A 22,609-nucleotide genomic window follows, 5' to 3' on the forward strand; every position below is an offset into this window, starting at 1 on the left:
CTTTTGAATATGGGACAAATCAAAACTACACCTATTGAAAGGGTCCGAAATATTTCTAAAGAGGATTTCATTAAATATTATTACAAACCCCAGAAACCTGTTTTAATTGAAGGATTGACAGAGCATTGGGAAGCATTCAAAAAATGGAATTTGGACTACATCCAGCAGCACGCTGGCGAACAAATTGTGCCACTCTACAACAACGAGCCTACCAAAGGAAAACAAAATTCAGCCGAGCCAGCTACCGAAATGAAAATGGCCGATTACATTGAATTGATAAAAACAAAACCTACGGATCTGCGTATTTTCTTTTACGATTTAAAAGTAAAGCTGCCCGAGCTTTTGAAGGACTTTGAATACCCCAATATTGGTTTGAAATTTTTCAAAAGGCTTCCCGTGCTTTTCTTTGGCGGCGAAGGTTCTAAGGTATTACCTCATTATGATATGGATTTGGCAGATTTGGTGCATTTTCACTTCCAGGGCACTAAAAGTGTAACGCTTTTTTCACCCAAGCAAACAAAATATTTATATAAAATTCCTTTCGCAGTACATAATCTTGAAAGCATAGATTTGGATAATCCAGATTTTGAAAAATATCCCGCGCTTCAATATTTGGAAGGTCTTCACGCCACAATGAAACACGGCGATGCGCTTTATATGCCTAGCGGTTATTGGCATTACATAAAATATCTGGATGGCGGTTTTTCAATGACACTTCGTGCTTTTCCAAAACATTTGGGTCGTTTAGGGAATATGCTTTACAATGTTTTTTTTATGCGGAATTTTGAAAACGTAATGAGGAAAACACTGGGCCAAAAATGGATTGATTACAAAGAAAACCGCACACTATCAAAAACCAATAAATACGCTGTAAAACTGAAAAAACAAAACGGTTAAGATGAAGAATTTGGAAAAATTATTCACGTTTGCGGTTTTGATTATTTTTCTGAATTCATGCGGCGTTTCAAAATCTATCCACAATCGACCAGATGTTAGTGGCTACGATGCGGCAATCCCCAAAAAAGTAAAAGTAAACGATTCCACTTTTGTTGCTGGAAACAATTTTTTCCTGAAAAACAAACAAGGCCAATGGGAGCTTTATGTAGAAGGAAACCCATTGCAAATTGGTGAAATTACAGGAAGCCTCACGCAGAATTTGATGCAAAAACAGGAAGCCATTTTTTTTGACAAAGTGGAAGATTTGGTACCTTCAAAAGCGCAACAATATTTGCTTCGAAAGTTCTTGGCTTGGTACAATCGGAAAATGTACCAGCATATTCCCGAGGAATATAAAGCTGAAATTTACGGCCTTTCACAATATTCATCCTCAAATTTCAGTGAAATCGGCGAGCCTTATCTGCGATTACTTTATTTGCACGGCGCACACGATATTGGCCATGCTATGCAGGATTTGATGCTTGTGGGTTGTTCGTCTTTTGCTGTTTGGGGCGATAAAACTGTTGATGGTGAATTACTAATAGGGAGAAATTTCGACTTTTATGCGGGCGATGATTTTGCTAAAGAAAAAATAATCGCTTTCGTAAATCCTTCTGAAGGACACAAATTTATGTCTGTAACCTGGGGCGGGATGATTGGTGTTGTCTCGGGGATGAACGACCAAGGCTTAACAGTAACCATCAACGCAGGAAAATCGGAAATTCCGTTGGTTGCAAAAACGCCTATTTCCATTGTAACACGAGAGATTTTGCAATATGCCTCAACCATTGAAGAAGCTATTGAAATTGCCAAAAAACGTAAAGTTTTTGTTTCAGAAGCTATTTTTGTGGGAAGTGCAAAGGATAGAAAAGCCGCTATTATAGAAGTTGCACCCGATAATTTCGATGTTTATGAAGTTGAAAATACAAATGAATTGATTTGTAGTAATCACTTTCAAAGTGATGCCTATAAAAACGACGAACGAAATTTGAAGTGGATAGCAGAGAGCCACTCGATGTATCGTTTTGAAAGAATGGAAGAATTGATTTCTGAAGAAAACAAACTGAATGTGTCCGATGCCGTTTCCATTCTCCGAAACAAAAAGGGATTGAACGACAGAGAGATTGGTTTTGGGAACGAAAAAGCTTTAAACCAACTTTTGGCGCACCACGGCATCGTGTTTAAACCTGAAAGTAGAAAAGTTTGGGTTTCTTCAAATCCATATCAGTTGGGAGAATTTGTGGAGTACGATCTGGATGAGATTTTCAGGAATAGGGAAGGAAATCCTGCAACTTCAACCATTTCAAACCCGAAGGGAAATGTGGAGGAGGATCCATTTGTTCGGTCAAAAGAATATAAAGAGTACGAAGAATACCGAATTCTGGAGCGGGAAGTGGAGGCTGCTATTGAAAACAAAGAAATTATTTCTGCAGAGACGATTACTTCTTTACAGCAAAAAAATCCTGAGTACTGGAAAGCCTATTATTTAAGTGGAAAGTATTACTTTGAAAAAAATTACGATGCCGCCGCAAAAAAATCTTTTAAAACGGCTTTGACCAAAGAAATAACAACCGTTCCAGACAAAGAAAATATTGCCCAATATTTAAAAAAATTAGGAGAATGATCCCAGAAATAGAAAAAGCGACAATTAATGAAATCAAGGCCTTTCAGGAAGATAAACTGAAGGAAACACTTCAATATTTGAATATAAATTCGCCATTCTACAAACGCTTTTTCAAAGAGAACAACCTTCAGGTCTCAGAAATAATAACATTAGAGGATCTTCAGAAAATTCCGGTTACCACCAAAGATCATCTGCAGCAATTCAATGATGATTTCTGCTGTGTTCCAAAATCTGAAATCATAGATTATGTAACTACTTCGGGTACCTTGGGAGATCCCGTGACTTTTGCGCTAACCGATAAAGATTTGGAAAGGTTGGCGTACAACGAAGCAATTTCCTTCGCTTGTTGTGGTGTTAGTAAAGAAGATACTTTACAATTGATGACAACGATGGACCGCCGTTTTATGGCTGGGTTGGCTTATTTTTTAGGAGCGCGAAAACTTGGCTCGGGTATCATCCGTGTGGGTTCAGGCATTCCGGAGCTGCAATGGGATTCCATTTTGAAATTCAAACCCACCTATTTAATTACTGTTCCATCCTTTCTTTTAAAACTGATTGAATACGCAAAACAACAACAAATAGATATTAATAACACGGGAATAAAAGCTGCAATCTGCATCGGAGAACCTATTCGTGAGCAAGATTTTTCGTTGAATATTTTAGCGAAAAAAATAAAAATGGATTGGAACATTGAATTGTTTTCAACATACGCTTCCACCGAAATGAGCACGGCTTTCAACGAATGTGAAATGCACAACGGAGGTCACCATCACCCCGAACTTATTATTGCTGAAATCCTGGATGATAATAATCTGCCAGTTTCCAATGGCGAAGTTGGGGAGCTAACCATAACTACTTTAGGTGTTGAAGCAATGCCTTTGTTGCGTTTTAAAACTGGCGACATGGTTCAAGTGTTCAATAGACCTTGTAAATGTGGGAGAAACACATTGCGTTTGGGGCCAGTGGTGGGTCGCAAAAAGCAGATGATTAAATATAAAGGAACTACGCTCTATCCGCCAGCGATGTATAATATTCTGAATGTTTTTTCGGAGATTGAAAGTTATGTCATTGAAATTTTTCACAATGAATTGGGCACGGATGAGATATTGATAAAAATTGTTTCGGAAGCTGTTTCAGATGAATTATTGCTGGAAATAAAAGACCATTTTCGAGCAAAGCTACGCGTAGCTCCAAAAGTTGAATTTGCTAGGCCTGAAGAAATTGAAGCGCTTCGCTTTCCTCCATTAAGCCGAAAACCTGTCGATTTGATAGATCGCAGGCTTTAGCAAAATGTATGTTTTAATGATTAAATCTTAAAAGTTATCACTGGCATATTGGCGTGGTTCACCATGTCTTCACTGATGCTTCCATTGAAGAAGTGTGAGATACCTTTACGGCCGTGCGTGCCCATCCCGATCAGTTTTGCGTTTATGTGTTGTGTAAAATTGAGAATCCCTTTCTCTACGGAAGTGTCGTTATAAATGTTGAGCGTATAGTTTTCAACCCCCATTCCTCTAACAAAATTTTCCATAATAGCCTGAGCTTGAAAAGAAGTTTTAAAATTTGCGGGAGTGTTTACAAAGAGTAAATGCATTTTGGCGCCAACCATTTTGGCAAATTTTTGCGCTTTGTCCAAGGCGCCGCGGCCTTCCTCGGAAAAATCAGTAGCGAAAACAAAATCTTTGATATTAAATTCAGGGTGATTGTTTTTGATAACGAGAACGGGCGTATTGGAAGTTCGTACCACTTTTTCAGTATTGCTTCCCACAAACATTTCCTTAAAACCGCTTGCCCCTGTGGAACCCATCACTATCAAATCTATGTTGTTTTTGTTGCAAGCTTCTTCAATATCTTCGTATATTTCGTTGTGGCCTATGGCTTCGTTTAAGGTAATTCCATCCAAATATTTCTTTTTGCGAAGGTCTCCAAAGCGTTTTTCAGCAAGTTTTATAAAAAATAGGGACTCCGGAAGGTTGCCGGTATCGCCTGAAGATGACAAATGCAGCGGCATTTCCATGGAATGGAGTACAAAGATTTCACTGTTGTGTCTTTCAGCAAGTTTTAAGGCGACTTTAAGCGCGTTTTCTGCTTGTTCGGAAAAATCTGTAGGGACGAGAATACGTTTCATAAATAATGAGGTTAGTTTTATGTTTTTTAGAACCCTTAAATTACAAAAATAAATCCTTTGCCCTTGGTTTTTATAATATTAAAAAATATAGTATATTTGCACAGAATTTGATACGAAATTATCTGAGGGGACTAAAGTCCCCTCTTTTTATAGCTTAAAATGATGCGTGAAAAAGTAGCACAACTCCTAGAAAGTGCGCTGGAAGAAAACAAATCACTGTTTTTAATTGACCTAAACATTTCTGAAGAAAATCAAATACGGGTCATTCTGGACGGCGATAAGGGCGTTACGGTAGAGGATTGTATGATGGTTAGCCGTGCAATTGAGCACAATCTGGACCGTGAGGAATATGATTTTTCTTTGGAAGTTATGTCGGCCGGAGCTTCGGAGCCGTTGACATTTCCTAGGCAGTATAAAAAAAATATTGGTAGAAGCTTAAAGGTTAAAACCAAAAACGATGAAAAAATTGAAGGTGAATTAACCGAAGCAAACGAAGATAGCATTACCTTAAAGTGGTCTGCGCGAGAGCCCAAGCCTATTGGTAAAGGAAAAGTTACCGTTCAAAAGGTGGCAACCTTGCCTTATAAAGATATTATGGAAGCAAAAGTGATGATAACATTTTAATTGGATTGATATGGAAAATTTAGCGCTGATCGATTCTTTTTCAGAATTTAAAGACGACAAGCAAATAGACAGAGTAACGCTAATGGCGATACTTGAAGACGTTTTCAGAAACGCATTGAAGAAAAAATACGGAAGTGACGACAACTTTGATATAATCGTGAACCCTGACAAGGGTGACCTTGAAATATGGAGAAACAGGGTAGTAGTTGCCGATGGCGAAGTAGAGGACCCGAACGAGGAAATCTCTTTGAGTGAAGCACAAAAAATAGAACCGGATTTTGAGATTGGCGAAGATGTTTCAGAAGAAGTTAAATTAATCGACCTTGGCCGCCGTTCTATTTTAGCATTGCGCCAAAATCTTATTTCAAAAATACACGAGCACGACAACACTATAATATATAAGCAATTCAAGGATCTTGAAGGCGAAATTTATACTGCCGAAGTACATCACATTCGCCATCGAGCCGTGATTCTTTTGGATGATGATGGTAACGAAATAATTCTTCCGAAGGAAAAACAAATTCCTTCAGACTTTTTTAGAAAAGGAGACAACGTTCGTGGAATTATTGAAAGTGTTGATCTTAAAGGAAACAAACCCACAATTATAATGTCTAGGGTAGCACCAGTCTTCCTTGAAAAATTATTCGAACAAGAAATTCCAGAGGTTTTTGACGGTTTGATCACAGTGAAGAAAGTAGTTCGTATTCCAGGAGAAAAAGCAAAAGTTGCGGTAGATTCTTACGATGACCGTATTGACCCAGTAGGTGCCTGTGTAGGTATGAAAGGATCTCGAATCCACGGAATTGTTCGTGAATTGGGCAATGAAAACATAGACGTAATAAATTATACTAGCAACCTTAACCTATACATTACGCGTGCATTAAGCCCCGCAAAAGTAACTTCAATCAAAATAGACGAAGTGAAAAAACGCGCTGAGGTTATTCTTCGCCCAGAGGAAGTGAGTAAAGCAATTGGCCGTGGTGGTCACAATATTCGCTTGGCTGGACAGTTAACGGGTTATGAAATTGATGTGCTTCGTGAAGGTGCGGAAGAAGATGTGGAATTGAGCGAATTCTCAGATGAAATAGAAGGATGGGTTATTCAGGAATTCCATAAAATTGGACTGGATACCGCTAAGAGTATACTAGAGCATGACATCAACGATTTGGTAAAACGAACCGATTTGGAAGAGGAAACCATCCGCGATGTAATTAACATATTAAAAGAGGAATTTGAAGAGTAATTAAAACTTTAATTACTTTTATACAAATTTTTTAAAAAGACAAAACAGGAAAAGCATTTATGGCTGAAGTAAAAACGAAAAGACTAAGTCAGGTATTACGTGAGTTCAACATCTCGTTGGATCGTGCCGTGGAATTTTTGAGTTCCAAAGGGTTCGATGTGGACGCAAGTCCCAATACCAAAATAACGGGTGGTGAGTACGAAGTTCTTTTTGAAGAGTTTGAAACCGACAAGAGTAAAAAAGTAGCTTCTAAGGAAGTGGGCGAAGAAAAACGCAAGGAAAAGGAAGAATTCCGTTTGGAGCGCGAGCGCGAGCTGGAAGAAAAACACAAAAAAGAAGAAGCTTCTCGTATTATAAGGGCGGAAACAAAACTTGAGGGTCCAAAGCAAGTAGGTAAAATTGACCTTGATGCTGGAAAGACCAAGAAAGAAGTAGTTAAGACTGAAGAAAAACCAGTTGAAGCCAAGAAAGAAGAAAAACCTGAAGTTGTAATTGAAAAACCTAAGGAAGAGAAAAAAGAGGTAGAAGAGAAACCAGTGGCCAAACCTGTTGCTCCGATCAAAGAGGAAAAGGAAAAGGAGAAGGAAAAGGAAAAAAAGGAAGAGAAACCTGCTGAAAAAGTAAAAGAAACTCCTGTAGCCAAAACAGAGCCAAAGGAAGAAGTTCCTAAAGAATCTGATACTGTTACAACCCAATATCGCAAACTGGATGGGCCTAACTTTACTGGCCAGAAAATTGACCTTACCCAATTCAAGAAGCCGGAAAAGAAAAAAGATCCCAAGGCTGACGATAAAAAGGACAAAAAAGGCAAAAGACGTCGTATAAGTAAGGAAGCTCCTAAAACTGGTGCTTCTGGAGGTGGAAATTCTAAAGACAATCGCGGAGGAGTTAGAAAAGGCCGTACCAATACACCTAAAGAAGAGCCAAGCGAGGAAGAAGTACAAAAACAAGTACGTGAAACCTTAGAAAAACTTCAGGGAAAATCATCTAAAGGTAAAGGCGCCAAGTATCGTCGTGAAAAACGTGATACTCACCGTCAAAAATCTGATGAACTTGCACAACAAGAAGCGGACAATAAACTTATAAAAGTTACTGAATTCGTTACCGCAAGCGAAATGGCTACGATGATGGACGTTCCTGTTACCAAAATTATTTCAGCTTGTATGAGTTTGGGAATGATGGTTACGATGAACCAACGTCTCGATGCCGAAACCTTAAGCATTGTTGCTGATGAATTTGGCTATGAAGTAGAATTCGTAACTGCTGATCTTGAAGAATCAATAGATCAAAGAGTAGATGCCCCAGAAGATCTTGAGCCACGCGCTCCGATTGTTACCGTAATGGGTCACGTTGACCACGGTAAAACTTCACTTTTGGATTATATACGTAAAGAAAACGTAATTGCTGGCGAGTCCGGTGGAATAACCCAGCACATCGGTGCATACGGAGTTGAACTGGATGGTGGACAAAAAATAGCATTCCTTGATACTCCTGGTCACGAAGCGTTTACTGCGATGCGTGCCCGTGGAGCTCAAGTTACCGACCTTGCAATTATTGTAGTTGCAGCGGACGATGATATTATGCCACAAACCAAGGAGGCTATCAGCCACGCTCAAGCAGCAGGTGTTCCGATAGTTTTCGCGATAAATAAAATTGATAAACAAGGTGCAAATCCTGAAAAAATTAAAGAAGGACTTGCTCAAATGAATCTTTTGGTAGAAGATTGGGGTGGAAAAATTCAATCACACGATATTTCAGCAAAAACTGGTGAAGGCGTAAAGGAATTGCTTGAGAAAGTATTGCTTGAGGCTGAATTACTGGAACTAACCGCAAATCCAAACCGTCAAGCATATGGTACCGTTGTGGAAGCATTCCTTGGCAAAGGCCGTGGCTATGTTTCAACTGTATTGGTGCAAGGTGGAACCCTAAGGGTTGGAGATTACCTTCTTGCAGGACAGAACAGTGGAAAAGTAAAAGCAATGCAGGATGAGCGTGGCAATAGCGTGAAAGAAGCTGGCCCATCAACCCCAGTTTCCGTGCTTGGTTTGGACGGTGCGCCACAAGCGGGAGATAAGTTCAGCGTATTTGAAGACGAACGCGAAGCAAAAGCAATTGCTACTAAGCGTACCCAACTTCAGCGTGAGCAATCAGTTAGAACACAACGACACATTACACTTGATGAAATTGGAAGGCGTATCGCTCTTGGTGATTTTAAAGAATTGAACATTATCCTTAAAGGTGATGTGGATGGTTCTGTGGAAGCGCTGACAGATTCGTTCCAAAAACTTTCTACGGAAGAAGTTCAAGTGAATATTATTCACAAAGCAGTTGGTCCAATTACCGAAAGCGATGTATTGTTGGCTTCGGCTTCTGATGCAATCATTATCGGTTTCAACGTTCGCCCGATGGGTAACGCACGCCAAATTGCAGATAAGGAAGAAATAGATATCCGTACTTACTCTATCATTTACGACGCTATTAACGACGTGAAAGATGCTATGGAAGGAATGCTTTCACCGGAAATGAAAGAAGAAATTACCGGTACAGCTGAAATTCGCGAAACTTTCAAAATTTCGAAAGTGGGAACTATTGCAGGATGTATGGTTACCAGCGGAAAAATATTCCGTAATTCTGGAATTCGTCTAATTCGCGAAGGAGTAGTAATTTATACTGGAGAGCTTGCTTCATTGAAACGTTTTAAAGACGATGTAAAAGAAGTGGCAAAAGGATACGATTGTGGTATTCAGGTTAAAAACTATAACGACATCTATGAGAACGATATTATTGAAGCGTTCCAAGAAGTAATGATTAAGAAAAAACTGAAATAATACAATCATAAATTTAATTTTTAAACGACCTGAAAAATTTATTTTCAGGTCGTTTTTTATTTCAATCCAATTTTAAATTTTCTATAAAAGTGTAACAACAAGTTTTTTTGGATGTCTATTAAGAAAACTTTCCAAATGAACATTTGCTTTAAAGCCATTCTTCTATCCCTTTTTTTTCCTGTGTGCTTTTCTGTAAATGCCCAGACTGCAGACAGCATTCTAAGAAAAAAAATAACCATTCCACGTATAATTGAAGCTCCAAAAATTGATGGGATTTTAAATGATGAGGCATGGCAAAATGCCCCAATAGCAACTAATTTTGTTGAACGGCAGCCTAACAATGGAAAGCCGATTGCTGATAGCCTAAAAACAGAAGTAAAAATAGTTTATGACGATTTGGGAATCTATTTTGGCGCGACCATGAAAGATCCGCAGCCTGATCAAATTTTAAAAGAACTTACCGAAAGAGACGGTATTGGAAATGATGATTTCTTCTTTGTTCTTTTAAATGGTTACAACGATAGACAACAAAGCTTGCAATTTATAGTCACAGCTGCGGGGGTACAGTACGATGCGAAAATGACCAATGAAAACGAAGACAATTCGTGGAACGGAATATGGTACAGTGCAGTGCAAATTAATGATGATGGCTGGGTGGCAGAAATTTTCATTCCCTATTCTGAAGTTCGCTTTCCCAATAAGAATGTACAGTTGTGGGGCCTAAATATGGAGCGTGAAATGCGCCGTACCCGAACCAGATATAGCTGGAGTCATGTTGATAATACCAAAGGCTCTTTTTCTATATATGATGGTGAAATCTATGGAATAGAAAATATAAAATCACCCACCAGACTTTCTTTTCAGCCTTATGTTTCGGCTTATGTTAACGACTATGACGGTAAAACCGAAACTATTTTTAATGGTGGAATGGATCTTAAATATGGAATAAATGATGCCTTCACGCTAGATATGATTTTGATCCCAGATTTTGGGCAATCAAAATTTGACGCACAGGTTTTGAACCTTTCTGCCTTTGAAGTACAATATGAAGAAAATCGGCCATTTTTTACAGAAGGAACGGAACTTTTCACAAAAGGAAATCTTTTTTATTCACGCCGCGTTGGAGGTTATCCTTCAGGGCATGTTACTCTTACTGAAAATGAGGAAACTGAAAACTTTCCTCCTTCCGTAGATCTTATAAATGCTTTTAAAATTTCTGGAAGAACAGATGGAAATTTGGGAATTGGTATTTTTAACGCTATTACGGAAAGAACCTATGCAAATATAAAAAATACCGAAACAGAAGAAACCCGAAAAGAACTGGTTGAACCTCTTGCAAACTATAACATTTTAGTTTTGGACCAGCGTTTTGGCGATAACTCCTCTGTTTCTTTTGTGAACACAAATGTAATTCGAGAAGATGGTTTTAGAGACGCCGATGCCACAGGGTTATATATGGACTTAACCAACAAAAAAAATACATTGAATTATTTCGCCAATGCCGAAGGAAGTTGGGTAAAGGATGGCTCCGCAAAATTTGGAATGGAAGGGAATGCGGGAATGGCAAAAATAAATGGGAGCCACCGTATTTCTGGTGAAATAAATTTCAGGACAATGGAATATGATATTAATGATTTGGGCTATTCAAGCAATACAAATTTTATTAACTATTCGGGTTATTACGGGTATCGTTATCTTCAACCAAAAGGATTTCTAAACAATCTAAATCTTAATTTCAATCTCATTTATACCCGAAGATTGGAGACTGACCTTTACAACAACTTTGTGTTCAATTTCAATTCCAGTTTTACGACCAAGAAATTTTTAGGGTTTGGTGGAGGTTTTGAAATGACCCCATTTGGAACAAATGATATTTACGAGCCGCGAATAGAAGGACGTTACGTGAAAGTTCCGGATTATTATGATGTTTGGGGATGGTTCTCCACTGATTATAGAAAAAAATTAGCGACTGACGTAAAGGTAGATTGGTATAAATACAATGAAGAGGGCCGTGGCGAGTTACACCTGGAGTTTAGCCCACGATATCGAGTTTCAGACAAATTAAAAATGTTTTTGGGCACCAACGTGATTCTTTCGGACAAAGAAGAAGGTTTTGTGGATTCTGTAAACGACGACATTATTTTCGGAAAACGGGACAGGAATACGGTGATAAATTCTTTGGAATCACAATATATTTTCAACAACAAAATGGCTTTGAACCTGGCATTCCGTCATTATTATTCAGAAGTAGAATACAGTCAATTTTACACTTTGCAAAGCGATGGTGGGCTTTTGGAAAATGCAATATATGATGAAAATCGTGATGCAACCTACAACAATTGGAACATAGATTTGCGGTTTTCGTGGTGGTTTGCTCCTGGAAGCCAACTTACCTTATTGTACAGAAATGCCATGGACAGTTATGTAGGCGATTCACGGGTGAATTTTTCCAATAACTTCAGAAATTTGTTTGACGAATCACAGCTAAACAGCTTATCCTTTAGGGTTAGCTATTATTTAGATTATAATAGAGTAAAAAACTGGGTTGGCCCTAAAAACAAAACACAACCCGTTGGTGCTGCGTTTCGTGATGATAAAATGAATAAATCTGCTTTTTCCAATAGAAGCGATTTAAAGATTTAAACATTTTTATTTTCTTCTTTCAGGTTTTAAAATAAAGGCTGCCGAAAAGTTATTTTGAATTTCAATCAATGCGCGTTCGGCTTCAATTCGCGAAGCAAAATTTCCTGCCCAAACTTTATAATTCGGAGTTTCGTATTCAATGGAGGCAGGCCAGTTGCTATAGCTTCCTTTATACTTTCTAAGTGTTTGATTTGCTTTGTCCAGTTCGCCATAGTATAACTGTATTGTAAACCCATCTGAAAACTCACGTTCTTTTTCAAGATTTTTTTTCAATTCAAGCAACTGAGTGATTTTTGGATCTTGATTTACTGTTAAAGTTGCACTTTGCGCAATGCTTTTGGCAGAAATAAACAATAGTAAGATACTGGCAATAAAAAGTTTCGGAAAAGTAAGTGAATTCATATAATTCTATCTTTGGTGCAAATGTAAAACTTAATAACTTCGTGAAGTGCAAAAATATTATTTAGAACAAATATAAATTAATAGTTAACACTTTATTTGCATTTTCAAAATCGACTTAATAATGTACTTTTGCTGCTTTATTTGTGGTACAGAATGAGCATTAAGATTACATATGTTCGTAACTAATTCTGTTCCAAACTATCGACCATAATTTAACCATTAGTATGAAAAAGGTGAATTTTATACATCTACGCTCAAAATTGCCGTTTCTTTTGTTAGTGTTTTCACTAACTTTTTCAACTACCATATATTCTCAGGATGCAGCTCCGGCGGATGCGAATGCAAGCTCTGGGGGCGATGTTGCTGCTGGTGAAGCTTTGTTTAAAGCTAATTGCGCTGCTTGCCACAAACTGGATAATAAATCTGTTGGCCCTGCTTTGCGTGGTGTTGCAGACAAGTATGGCAGAGATTGGCTATACAAATGGATCAATAACAGTTCCGCTCTTATAGCCTCGGGTGATCCAGACGCTGTAAAAATTTTTGAAGCCAATAATAAAACTGTAATGACTGCTTTTCCAGCGCTTTCAAATACAGATATTGACAATATTCTTGCCTATACTAGTCAACCTAAAGCAGCCCCCGTTGTGGCCGTTACTGCTGCTGGGGCTGCTGACACTACTGCAGGCGATGGGGGCGGAGTTTCAAACTCATTGGTTTTAGGAGCTTTAGCGCTTATTTTCTTGTTATTGGTAATCATGCTTTTCTTGGTAACAAACACCTTAAAAAGAATTGCAGAGGCTAATGGAGTTGAGTATGAGGAAAAAGAAAAGCGTACTCCACTATGGAAAGCTTTTGTGCAAAATCAATTCTTGGTCTTGGTGGTATCTATCTTTATGATACTTGCTGCTGGGTATTTTGCTTATGGTTATTTGATGCAAGTTGGGGTTGACCAAGGCTATGCTCCTGTTCAACCAATACACTATTCACATAAAATCCACGCTGGCGATAATCAGATAGATTGTAATTTCTGTCATAGTTCAGCAAGAAAGAGTAAAACTTCAGGTATACCGTCGTTGAATGTTTGTATGAACTGTCACAAAAATATTTCGGAAGTTGCTCCAGAAACAGCAACAGAAGAATATTCAAAAGAATTTTACGATGGCGAAATTGCCAAACTATACCAAGCTGTTGGTTGGGATGCTGCCAATCAGCAATACACTGGTAAAACCGAACCTGTAAAATGGGTTCGAATCCATAACCTTCCTGATTTTGTTTACTTCAACCACTCCCAACACGTAACAGTAGCTGGTGTGGCTTGCCAAACATGTCACGGAGAAATTCAGACTATGGAAATTGTTGAGCAGTTTGCGCCACTCACTATGGGCTGGTGTTTAGATTGTCACAAGAAAACCAATGTGAATTTGGAAGACAATGAATATTACGCCAAAATACACGAAGAGCTTTCTAAAAAGTACGGTGTTGCAAAACTAACAATCGCCGAAATGGGTGGGTTGGAATGTGGCAAATGTCACTATTAATTAATTAAAAGGATTATTACATATACTAATATGGCATCAAACAAGAAATACTGGAAAAGTGTTGAAGAGCTGAACGAAGACAGCGCAATTGTTAAGGCGCTGCAGGACAATGAATTTGTAACCGAAATTCCAACGGACGAATTTCTTGGCAATAAAGAAGCCTTAGAAACTTCTTCAACTACACGTCGTGATTTCTTAAAATACGTTGGCTTTACTACGGCTGCAGCTACTTTGGCAGCTTGTGAAGGGCCAGTCGTTAAATCCATTCCTTACGTTATTCAGCCAGATGAAATCGTTCCTGGAGTTGCAAATTACTACGCTTCCACAATGGCCGATGGTTTTGATTTTGCCAATATTTTGGTTAAAACACGCGAAGGCCGCCCTATTAAGATTGAAAGAAACGATTTAGCAGTGAATGGTGGAAGCGTAAATGCACGTGTGCATGCTTCGGTGCTTTCATTGTATGATAAAAATAGATTAACTGGCCCAATGGTCGACGGTGCCGAAGTTAGCTGGGCTGAATTTGATACTGCCGTTGCCCAGAAGTTGGATGGAATGACCGGAAAAGATGTTGTATTGCTTACGCAAACATTCGCAAGTCCTTCCGCGTCAAAATTGATTTCTGAATTTACCGCGAAATACCCAAACGTACGTCACGTTGTTTATGACAGCGTATCTTGTTCAGGCGCGTTGGACGCTTTTCAAAATAAATATGGAACCCGTGCATTGCCAGATTACGATTTCTCAAAAGCAGATGTAATTGTATCTGTTGGTGCAGATTTCTTGGGAGATTGGCAAGGTGGAAGCTATAGCAAAAGCTATGCTCAAGGCCGAATTCCTAAAAACGGAAAAATTTCTAGACACGTTCAGTTCGAAGCTAACCTAACCTTAACTGGAGGTAAAGCAGATAAACGTGTTTTGGCAACACCGTCACAACAAATGCAAATTCTTAAAGCATTGACAGGTGGAAGTGCTTCAGGTTTACCAGAAAATGTAGCTGATGCCGTAAACAAAGCAAAAGCTCAACTTCAAAAAGCTGGGAATAAAGCATTGTTGGTAACTAGTTTGCCAGATGTTGAATCACAAACTATGGCTTTGAATTTCAATGCCAATAGTGAAGCAATGGACGTTAATAAACCATTGCTTATCAGACAAGGAAACAATAGCGAAGTGATGAACGTTGTTAACGGCGTAGTTTCAGGAAGCATCAAAGGTTTAATTACCGTTGGCGTAAACCCTGTATACTCATTGCCAAATAATGTAGAATTTACTGAAGCATATCAAAAACTTGAAATGAGTCTTGCTTTCGCAATGAAACAGGACGAAACTGCTTCATTGGCAAAAATGGTTGCTGCAACACCACACTACCTAGAATCTTGGGGCGATGCGCAGATTAAAAAAGGCACTTATAGCCTTATGCAACCAACAATCCGTCCGTTATTCAATACGCGTCAGTTTCAAGACTGTTTGTTGCAATGGACCGGTAACGCACCAAAATATTTCGATTATATAAAGGAAAACTGGACTACTTCTATTTTGGAAGGCGGTTCTTGGAACAAAGCTTTGGAAGCTGGCGTTTTGGTTAGTAGTACCGAAATGATAATGGAAGAAGTGAAGCCTACGACTGAAGGTGCAGGCGCAATTGAAGGAAGCACTTCCAACGGTTCGCTTTCTTCACTTTCTCAGGAGGGTGGCTATGAACTTACCTTATACACTTCAACTGGTTTAGGAGATGGACAACAGGCCAATAACCCTTGGTTGCAAGAATTTCCTGATCCTATAACAAGAGCTTCTTGGGATAACTATCTTACAGTTTCAGCTGCCGATGCAGAAGCATTGGGTCTTGAAAATTATCACGTTTCCAATGGCGCCTTGAACGGAAGTTATGTAAATATAACGATGGGCAATGTAGTCCTTGAAAAAGTTCCCGTAATCATCCAGCCAGGACAAGCCAAGGGCTCAGTAGGTATGGCTTTGGGTTATGGAAAAACAGCTTCTATTCAAGAGGAAATGCAGACGGGTATTAATGCCTATCCGCTTTATCAGAACTTTTCTGATGTTCAGAAAGTTTCTATTGAAAAAACGAACGGAACGCACGAATTTGCCTGTGTACAATTGCAAAGCACCATGGCAGGTCGCAGTGAAGATATTATAAAGGATACTACGCTTGAAATTTTCAACACAAAAGATAAAGAGTATTTCAACAGTGTTCCGGTGACTGATTATGATCACAGTGCAATTTCAGTACGTGATAAAAAAGCTGATATTTGGAGTCCTTTTGATGACACCATTGGACACCATTTCAACCTTTCCATAGATTTAAATGCTTGTACTGGTTGTGGGGCTTGTGTTATTGCCTGTCACGCAGAAAACAACGTTCCAGTCGTAGGGAAAGAAGAAGTTAGGAAATTCCGAGATATGCACTGGCTGCGTATTGATAGATATTATTCTGCTGGGGAAACTTTCCAAGAGGAAATTGAAAAACTTGAAAATCTTCCTGCTTTTGACAGTTATAAAGTGGTAGAAGTACCCGCTTATGAAAACCCTCAGGTTGCATTTCAACCGGTAATGTGCCAGCACTGTAACCACGCACCTTGTGAAACTGTTTGTCCAGTTGCGGCAACATCACACGGACGCCAAGGGCAAAATCATATGGCTTACAACCGTTGTGTGGGTACACGTTACTGCGCAAACAACTGTCCTTATAAAGTACGTCGTTTCAACTGGTTTTTATACAATGAAAATGATGAATTTGATTACAACATGAACAATGACCTTGGTAGAATGGTACTTAACCCAGATGTGGTGGTGCGATCTCGTGGTGTTATGGAAAAATGTTCTATGTGTATCCAAATGACACAAAAAACAATTCTCGATGCTAAACGTGATGGCAGGGCAATAAAAGATGGTGAATTCCATACTGCTTGTTCAAGCGCTTGCGAAACCGGAGCAATGGTATTTGGGGATGTAAATGATAAAGATTCCGAAATATTAAGGTTGAAAAATGACGATCGTATGTATCACCTTTTGGAAAATGTGGGAACTAAACCGAACGTTTTCTACCATATGATTGTAAAAAACACCTCGGAAGCATAATAATAGTAGTTAAGAACCAATTTTTTAAGAATTATATATGTCGTCACATTACGAAGCACCTATTAGAGAGCCGTTGGTTCTGGGAGAGAAGTCCTATCATGACATCAGTGTAGATGTTGGGGCACCCGTTCTGGGAAAGGCCAATAAATCTTGGTGGATTGTTTTTACCATTGCCCTTGTTGCATTTTTATGGGGATTGGGATGTATCATTTATACAATCTCAACCGGAATCGGGGTTTGGGGATTGAACAAGACCATTGGATGGGCTTGGGATATCACAAACTTTGTTTGGTGGGTAGGTATTGGTCACGCTGGGACACTTATTTCGGCGGTATTGTTGCTTTTTCGCCAAAAATGGAGAATGGCCGTTAACCGCTCTGCGGAAGCGATGACCATCTTTGCCGTTGTGCAGGCTGGTTTGTTCCCTATTATTCACATGGGTCGTCCGTGGTTGGCATATTGGGTGCTTCCAATTCCAAACCAATTCGGTTCACTTTGGGTAAACTTCAACTCGCCGCTGCTTTGGGATGTATTTGCAATTTCTACGTATCTATCAATTTCATTGGTATTCTGGTGGACAGGTTTGTTACCTGATTTTGCGATGATTCGCGATAGAACAAAAAGTCCTTTTCAGAAGAAAATATACGGAATTTTAAGCTTTGGATGGAGCGGACGTGTAAAAGACTGGCAACGTTTTGAAGAAGTGTCGCTTGTCTTGGCAGGTTTAGCAACACCTTTGGTGCTTTCAGTACACACCATTGTATCCTTTGACTTTGCAACTTCAGTAGTTCCAGGTTGGCACAGTACCATTTTTCCTCCATACTTTGTGGCTGGGGCAATCTTTTCAGGATTTGCAATGGTGCAAACGCTACTTATCATAATGCGAAAAGTATCAAACCTTGAAAGCTATATTACTGTATTACACATAGAATATATGAACAAGGTAATCTTGTTAACCGGTGGTATTGTTACCGTGGCTTATATTACTGAATATTTTATTGGCTGGTATTCTGGTGTGCCTTATGAAAACTATACCTACCTTTCCTTTGGTGCCGCAACTGGTCCATATTGGTGGGCATTTTGGGCATTGATTACGTGTAACTTGATTGTGCCGCTTTCACTTTGGGTAAAAAAATTAAGAAGAAACATTAGATGGACATTCTTCGTAGCCCTTGTTATCAACATTGGGATGTGGTTTGAGCGTTTTGATATTATTGTTGTGGATTTGAGCAAGGATAGATTAACTTCCTCTTGGGCGATGTTTCAACCAACTTTTGTTGACATAGGAACCTTTATGGGAACCATCGGATTCTTCTTTGTGCTTTTCCTTCTTTATGCTCGCACCTTCCCTGTAATTGCGCAGGCAGAGGTGAAAACGATTTTGAAATCTTCTGGTGAATCTTTTAAAAGATTACGTGCTGAACATGGTGACGATCACAGCCACGTTCAAACTGTAGAAGAATATCCTGCAGATGCTGGACCGGCCGCTAACGTGGAAGGAAAACATTTTGATACCGTTTTTGATGATTCAAAAGAAGAAGATTCAGAAAATAATGAAGTGGATTACGAACTTCACAGAGGTAAAATAGACAACCTGCTTAGTGGCGTTGGAATCTTTGACCCCGCAGTTCACAAACAGGATGACCTTAAAATGATTAACGGAGTTGGTCCAGTTATGGAACAAAAGCTTCATCAGTTGGGAATTTTTACCTTTGAACAGGTAAGTAGAATGACCGACCGCGAATACGACTTATTGGACGAGATAGTTAGTGAATTCCCAGGAAGAGCCAAACGCGACGATTGGGCCGGACAGGCACTAACACTTAAAAACAAGAACTAATTATGGCTGCAACTAAGATACACGCAATTTATACAGACGATGACCTGTTGATGCAGGCTGTTAAACAAACACGTTCAGCAAATTATCACATTTCCGAAGTGTTTACGCCCTTTCCGGTACACGGCTTAGACCATGCAGTAGGGATAGCTCCAACTAGAATAGCAATTACGTCTTTTCTATACGGGTTGGTTGGCTTGAGTGTTGCCGTATTGATGATGAACTATATGATGATCCAAGATTGGCCACAAAATATCGGAGGTAAACCAAGTTTCACATTTTATCAAAACATGCCAGCTTTTATACCTATTATGTTCGAGCTTACTGTATTTTTCGCTGGACATTTAATGGTAATTACTTTTTATATGAGAAGTAAGCTGTGGCCATTTAAAAAAGCCGAAAATCCAGACCCTCGTACCACAGACGATCACTTTCTAATGGAAGTTGACGCTGATAATCACGACGTCGAAAAATTGACGAAGTTCTTATATGATACGGGTGCATCGGAAATTAGTCTAATTGAAAACGAGCAAGACCATTAATATGAAAAAATTAATAAACATAGTAATTGCCATTGTTGCTTCGGTTAGCATGGTTTCTTGTTTTAACAATAAAAAACCAAACTATCAATATTTCCCAAATATGTATGCACCAGTAGGCTATGAAACATACGGTGAATACGGTATTTTTCCAGACCAACAGGAAGCTATGACCCCGCCGGAACATACAGTGCCACGTGGTTTTACACCTTATGAATACGAAAATAGTATAGCTGGACTTGAGTTGGCAAAAGCGGAGCTAAAAAGTCCGTATGAGGTAACTGAAGAAAACTTGGCAGTAGGAAGTCAGTTGTTTGCAATTTATTGCGCTGTTTGTCACGGAGATAAAGGTGATGGAAAAGGAATTTTGGCAACACGCGAGAAGTTTTTGGGAATTCCTAGCTATGCTGATCCGGGACGTAATATTGTACTCGGTGGTATTTATCATGTAGAAACTTACGGTTTGAATGCAATGGGTTCTTATGTCTCACAGACCAATGAAAAGGAACGTTGGCAAATCGCAATGCATGTAATGGATTTAAAAGCTGCCCTTAATGGAGAGCCAGGCATATTAGAAACTTCAAAAGCTGGTGCTACTGTAGACAGCACTGTTGTTGAAACAAAAATGGCTGGAACAAACACAGCTTCCAAATAGGAGCCTAAATAAAGATTTAAAAGAGAATAGCTAAAGATATGTACACGCTACCAAGTAAATTAAAACTGTTTTCTATTGTTCTGATAGTCCTAGGACTTGCCGGAATAATCTTCGGTTTTTTAACCACGCCGAAAACCATCGATGATGTTAAAAAAATAATGGCAGAGCAAGAAAGCCTTCACGGTGACAGCCATGCCGTTGCAGGAAACGAGGAAGGCGAAACTGCCAACTTTGTTGATGAAGCCCGTGGACAGGAAGGTTACTCAGAAAACGCCATGAAACATGCCACTGATTTAAAACCAGAAGGTCATGGTGCCGCATCACACGAAGAACATGTTTTGCATCAATTGCAAACCAGACCTTGGTCTGCAACTTTTGTTGCTGCATTTTTCTTTATGATGCTTGCCTTGGGAGCATTGGTTTTTTATGCAATTCAATATGCTTCACAAGCAGGATGGTCTCCAGTTCTTTATAGAATAATAGAGGGTATTACCACTTATTTACTTCCTGGTTCTATTATTGTATTCTTAATTGTTGTTTTTGCGGGAACACATTTCTATCCTTGGCAGGATCACGAATTGGTTGCAGGTGATAAAATTCTTCAGGAAAAATCTACATACTTAAACTTTCCTTTCTTTTTAATAAGGGCCGTTATTTATCTTTTGGGTTGGAACCTATATCGTTATTTTTCACGAAAAAACTCATTGGTGCAAGCTGATACGAATAACTACGGACCTTACAGGAAAAACTTCAAGATATCCGTGTTTTTCCTTATATTCTTTATAGTAACAGAAGCAACAATGTCATGGGATTGGTTTATGTCTATGACGCCACACTGGTACAGTACACTTTTTGCTTGGTATATTTTTGCAAGTATGTTTGTTTCTGCAATTACGGTGATTGCTTTGGTAACCATTCATTTAAAAGGACTTGGACTTATTCCATTTGTAAGTGATAAACATCTTCACGATCTTGCAAAATATATGTTTGCCTTTAGTATTTTTTGGACTTATTTATGGTTCAGTCAGTTTATGCTTATCTGGTATGCAAACATTCCAGAGGAAGTAACCTATTTTATTATAAGAATACAAGAATATAAATTGTTGTTTTTTGGAATGCTTATCCTTAATTTTGTTTTCCCCATTCTCGTATTGATGAATAGTGATTACAAAAGAATTCCGTGGTTTGTGGTTATAGCAGCCGTATTTATTTTGGTGGGACACTATATAGATATTTTCCTATTGGTTATGCCTTCCACAGTAGGTCACAACTGGCATTTTGGAATTCCAGAAATAGCAGCATTACTGTTCTTTTTGGGTCTTTTCATTTTAGTTGTTGGAAAGGGACTTAGCAAGGTTTCCTTAAAACCGGAAAACGATCCATTTATTAAGGAAAGTGAAAACTACCATTTTTAATCATTTAGTTTAAAGAAGAAATTGTAAAGATGACCGCATTTTTAGTTGTATTAGTAATCATTCTTTTTGGGATCTCTGTTTGGCAGATGAGCCGGATTTTCAATTTGGCGCAAACAAAGCCAACCATCTATTCCGAAATAGCTTCGGATAAGGACAATAACACACATGGTTATTTGATGATTGGCTTTTTGGCTTTCATCTATATTCTGACCATTCTTAGCTTCTGGTTCTGGGGAGATACTCTTTTACCCAAAGCTGGATCTGAACACGGTAGTAAGATAGACAACCTCATGTTGATCTCGATGATCCTCATTTTCTTTGTGGGAATTATTACCCAGGCTGTATTGCATTACTTTGCTTTTATATATCGCGGTAATAAAGTTAAGAGAGCAACCTTTTATGCCGACAACGATAAATTGGAATTTATTTGGACAATAATCCCAGTAATTACCTTGGCAGGGCTTATAATTTATGGATTATTTACCTGGACAGACATTATGGATGTTGATAAAGACGATGATCCATTAATAGTAGAGCTTTATGCACAACAATTTAACTGGAAGGCCCGATATGGTGGAAATGACAACACACTTGGTGACGCCAATGTTCGTTTAATTCAAGGCATTAATCAATTGGGTGTTGATCCTGGCGATCCAAATGGACAGGATGATAAAATAGTAACAGAATTACACTTGCCCGTAGGCAGAAGAATATTGTTTAAAATGCGTTCACAAGACGTACTTCACTCTGCGTATATGCCCCATTTTAGAGCACAGATGAATTGTGTGCCTGGAATGATTACCCAGTTTGCCTTCACACCAACAATAACTACTGAAGAAATGAGGCAAGATGATTATATGATTGATAAAGTAACAAATATTAATAATATAAGAACTGAAAAAAGCAAAGCCCTCACCGCAGCTGGAGAAGAAGCCTTGGAACCATACCAATTTGATTACGTACTTATTTGCAACAAAATTTGTGGGATTAGCCACTACAACATGCAAATGAAAATAATTGTTGAATCTGAAGAAGATTATAAAGCCTGGTTGGCACAACAACCTTCTTTGGCAGAACAACTTAGCAACGAAAATAAATAAT

Annotated in this window: 16 protein-coding genes; 14 read left to right on the plus strand and 2 right to left on the minus strand. The window is 38.8% G+C overall.

Annotated elements, in window-relative coordinates:
* Positions 1-9: 9 nt before the first annotated feature.
* Genes ESU54_RS02320 through ESU54_RS02330 form a run of 3 tightly spaced genes read left to right on the plus strand, consistent with a single transcriptional unit; the run spans position 10 to position 3,846 of the window.
* On the plus strand, positions 10-897 hold the full coding sequence (locus ESU54_RS02320) for a cupin-like domain-containing protein (RefSeq protein WP_111842731.1): 888 nt from the start codon (positions 10-12) through the stop codon (positions 895-897).
* A gap of 1 nt (position 898) precedes the next feature.
* Positions 899-2,560: a C45 family autoproteolytic acyltransferase/hydolase gene (locus tag ESU54_RS02325; protein WP_111842730.1), complete on the plus strand. Its 1,662-nt coding sequence runs from the start codon at positions 899-901 to the stop codon at positions 2,558-2,560.
* On the plus strand, positions 2,557-3,846 hold the full coding sequence (locus tag ESU54_RS02330) for a phenylacetate--CoA ligase family protein (protein WP_111842729.1): 1,290 nt from the start codon (positions 2,557-2,559) through the stop codon (positions 3,844-3,846). Before ESU54_RS02325 ends, ESU54_RS02330 begins: the two co-directional genes overlap by 4 nt.
* A 20-nt stretch (positions 3,847-3,866) precedes the next feature.
* Here ESU54_RS02330 and ESU54_RS02335 read toward each other — a convergent pair whose 3' ends face one another.
* On the minus strand, positions 3,867-4,688 hold the full coding sequence (locus ESU54_RS02335; RefSeq protein ID WP_111842728.1) for a universal stress protein: 822 nt from the start codon (positions 4,686-4,688) through the stop codon (positions 3,867-3,869).
* 159 nt (positions 4,689-4,847) lie between these two features.
* Here ESU54_RS02335 and rimP point away from each other — a divergent pair, with 159 nt between their 5' ends.
* From rimP to ESU54_RS02355, 4 genes are all read left to right on the plus strand, one after another.
* Entirely contained in the window at positions 4,848-5,312 is a 465-nt protein-coding gene (gene rimP, locus ESU54_RS02340; protein ID WP_111842727.1) for a ribosome assembly cofactor RimP, read from the plus strand.
* A gap of 10 nt (positions 5,313-5,322) precedes the next feature.
* Positions 5,323-6,555: a transcription termination factor NusA gene (nusA, locus tag ESU54_RS02345; RefSeq protein ID WP_111842726.1), complete on the plus strand. Its 1,233-nt coding sequence runs from the start codon at positions 5,323-5,325 to the stop codon at positions 6,553-6,555.
* Between the two features lie 59 nt (positions 6,556-6,614).
* The gene (gene infB, locus ESU54_RS02350; protein ID WP_111842725.1) at positions 6,615-9,383 is read left to right on the plus strand and encodes a translation initiation factor IF-2; all 2,769 of its coding nucleotides are present in this window, start codon (positions 6,615-6,617) and stop codon (positions 9,381-9,383) included.
* A gap of 135 nt (positions 9,384-9,518) precedes the next feature.
* A complete protein-coding gene (locus ESU54_RS02355) occupies positions 9,519-12,026 on the plus strand; it encodes a DUF5916 domain-containing protein (protein ID WP_111842724.1) in 2,508 nt (835 codons plus the stop codon).
* Positions 12,027-12,032: 6 nt separating this feature from the next.
* On the opposite strand, the gene ESU54_RS02360 is transcribed toward ESU54_RS02355, so the two are convergent.
* Positions 12,033-12,428 carry an SPOR domain-containing protein gene (locus ESU54_RS02360; RefSeq protein ID WP_111842723.1) on the minus strand — a complete coding sequence of 132 codons (396 nt, stop codon included), beginning with the start codon at positions 12,426-12,428 and terminating at the stop codon, positions 12,033-12,035.
* Between the two features lie 224 nt (positions 12,429-12,652).
* Here ESU54_RS02360 and ESU54_RS02365 point away from each other — a divergent pair, with 224 nt between their 5' ends.
* Genes ESU54_RS02365 through ESU54_RS02395 form a run of 7 tightly spaced genes read left to right on the plus strand, consistent with a single transcriptional unit; the run spans position 12,653 to position 22,608 of the window.
* Positions 12,653-13,966, plus strand: a complete 1,314-nt coding sequence (locus ESU54_RS02365; protein WP_111842722.1) for a c-type cytochrome — start codon at positions 12,653-12,655, stop codon at positions 13,964-13,966.
* A 30-nt stretch (positions 13,967-13,996) separates the two neighbouring features.
* Entirely contained in the window at positions 13,997-17,062 is a 3,066-nt protein-coding gene (locus tag ESU54_RS02370; RefSeq protein ID WP_111842721.1) for a TAT-variant-translocated molybdopterin oxidoreductase, read from the plus strand.
* Positions 17,063-17,099: 37 nt separating this feature from the next.
* The gene (gene nrfD / locus ESU54_RS02375) at positions 17,100-18,902 is read left to right on the plus strand and encodes an NrfD/PsrC family molybdoenzyme membrane anchor subunit (protein WP_111842720.1); all 1,803 of its coding nucleotides are present in this window, start codon (positions 17,100-17,102) and stop codon (positions 18,900-18,902) included.
* A gap of 2 nt (positions 18,903-18,904) precedes the next feature.
* The gene (locus ESU54_RS02380; protein WP_111842719.1) at positions 18,905-19,441 is read left to right on the plus strand and encodes a DUF3341 domain-containing protein; all 537 of its coding nucleotides are present in this window, start codon (positions 18,905-18,907) and stop codon (positions 19,439-19,441) included.
* Between the two features lies 1 nt (position 19,442).
* Complete coding sequence (locus ESU54_RS02385; RefSeq protein WP_111842718.1) at positions 19,443-20,093, plus strand: c-type cytochrome; 651 nt, start codon at positions 19,443-19,445, stop codon at positions 20,091-20,093.
* Between the two features lie 38 nt (positions 20,094-20,131).
* Complete coding sequence (locus ESU54_RS02390) at positions 20,132-21,508, plus strand: quinol:cytochrome C oxidoreductase (protein ID WP_111842717.1); 1,377 nt, start codon at positions 20,132-20,134, stop codon at positions 21,506-21,508.
* A 29-nt stretch (positions 21,509-21,537) separates the two neighbouring features.
* On the plus strand, positions 21,538-22,608 hold the full coding sequence (locus ESU54_RS02395) for a cytochrome c oxidase subunit II (protein WP_111842716.1): 1,071 nt from the start codon (positions 21,538-21,540) through the stop codon (positions 22,606-22,608).
* Position 22,609 lies beyond the last annotated feature (1 nt).

Origin of the sequence: Aequorivita antarctica (assembly GCF_007997155.1) — a bacterium.
Taxonomy (GTDB): domain Bacteria; phylum Bacteroidota; class Bacteroidia; order Flavobacteriales; family Flavobacteriaceae; genus Aequorivita; species Aequorivita antarctica.